A 2,042-nucleotide genomic window follows, 5' to 3' on the forward strand; every position below is an offset into this window, starting at 1 on the left:
CGCGCACGGCTTTGCATTCGCGTTTCACGGCGGCGTGAATGTCTTCACCGTTTTTCGGGAAGTACCACGGACGTTTCCACTGCCCGACGTCTTCGAACTCGGCGCCGTTCTTCACGTGCCAGTGATGCAACGCGGTGTGACGAACCGGTTCGAAGATGTGCCCACAGTGACGACCGGCCACGGCGCCGAAAGTCACCGGCGTGTAGTTCGGGCGGAACATGGTGGTGCCCATCTGCGGGATGGTCACGTTCAGCGAACGGGCAGCAATCGCCAGGCCGTTGACGTTGCCGAGCTTGCCCTGATCAGTGCCGAAGCCCAGCGCGGTGTAGCGCTTGACGTGCTCGACCGACTCGAAGCCTTCGCGGGTCGCCAGCTCGATGGCGGCAGCGGTGACGTCGTTTTGCAGGTCGACGAATTGCTTCGGCGCCCGTGCGGTGTTTTTCTCGTGCGGCACCTGGAACAGCGCCAGGGTCGGTTCTTCGAGACGGCTCAGGGCTTTTGGCAACACGCCTTCAACCACACTGAAACCGGCTTCGCTGGCGGCGCGAACGCCACCCTCAAAACCATCGGCCAGGGAATCGCCGAGGCCATAGACGCCGTTGATGCCACCGACGCACACGCGTTTCTGCGGTGCTTCGCCCGGTACGAAACCGAGGATGTCTTCACGCCAGGTCGGCTTGCCGCCCAGGTGCGAAGCCAGGTGAACCACCGGGCTGTAACCGCCGGACGTCGCGACCAGATCGCAATCGAGCCATTCGCCAGGACTGGTCACGGCGTGGGCTTTGACATCGATCGCGGCGATGCGAGCAGCGGTGACGTGCTTGCTGCCACGGGCTTCGATCACAGCGCTGCCGGTCAGGATGCGGATGCCTTTGGCGCGGGCTTCTTCCACCAGCGCACCGCGCGGGTTGCTGCGGGCGTCGGCGATGGCCACCACTTGCAGGCTGGCGTCGAGCCAATCCAGGGCAACGCGGTAGGCGTGGTCGTTGTTGGTCGACAGCACCAGTTTCTTGCCCGGTGCCACGCCGTAACGGCGCACGTAAGTGGAGACAGCGCCGGCGAGCATGTTGCCCGGCACGTCGTTGTTGCCGTAGACCAGCGGACGCTCGCAAGCGCCGGTCGCCAGGACCACGCGTTTGGCGCGAACCCGGTGGATGCGCTGACGGACCTGGCCAATCGGCGCGCGGTCGCCGAGGTGATCGGTCAGGCGCTCGTGAATCGTCAGGAAGTTGTGGTCGTGGTAACCGTTGACCGTGGCGCGCGGCAACAGCAGCACGTCCGGGGTGTCTTTCAGCTCGGCGATCACACTGGCGACCCACTCGCTGGCAGGCTTGCCGTCGAGGCTTTCGCGGGAGTCGAGCAGGCTGCCGCCGAACTCTTCCTGCTCATCGGCGAGGATCACCCGAGCACCGCTGCGCGCAGCGGCCAGTGCAGCGGCCAGGCCAGCAGGGCCGGCGCCGACGATCAGCACGTCGCAGTGCTGGTTCATGTAGTCGTAGGTGTCCGGGTCGTTCTCGGTCGGCGAACGGCCAAGGCCGGCAGCCTTGCGGATGTACTTCTCGTAAGTCATCCAGAACGATTGCGGGTACATGAAGGTTTTGTAGTAGAAACCCGGCGGCATCAGCTTGCCGCCGACTTTGCCGAGAATCCCCATCATGTCGTTGTTCACGCTCGGCCAGCCGTTGGTGCTGGTGGCGACCAGACCTTGATACAACGCTTGTTGCGTGGCGCGCACGTTGGGAATCTGCGTGGCTTCGGTGGCGCCGATCTGCAGCACCGCGTTCGGCTCTTCGGCACCGGCGGCGAAGATGCCGCGCGGACGGGAATACTTGAAGCTGCGACCGATGATGTCGACGCCGTTGGCCAGCAAGGCTGCGGCCAGGGAATCGCCTTCAAAGCCTTTGTAGGTCTGGCCGTTGAAGGTGAAGCTCAGCACTTTGTTGCGGTATCCCGGACAGGCTGTCCGGAATCAATACGGTAGACGCCGACAGAACCGCGCCAATAGCTACTGCAAGTAAAAGCTTGTTGATGTGCATGTCGTT

1 protein-coding gene is annotated in these 2,042 nt (G+C 63.7%); it reads right to left on the minus strand.

Features of this window, described 5'->3' with window-relative positions; genetic code table 11:
* Positions 1–1,936 (minus strand): 2Fe-2S iron-sulfur cluster-binding protein (locus ACQKP4_RS28960; RefSeq protein ID WP_427637430.1); only part of this gene is annotated, 1,936 nt, incomplete at its 3' end.
* Positions 1,937–2,042: the final 106 nt, after the last annotated feature.

This window comes from Pseudomonas sp. NPDC086278, from assembly GCF_050280905.1.
In the GTDB taxonomy this organism is placed as follows: domain Bacteria; phylum Pseudomonadota; class Gammaproteobacteria; order Pseudomonadales; family Pseudomonadaceae; genus Aquipseudomonas.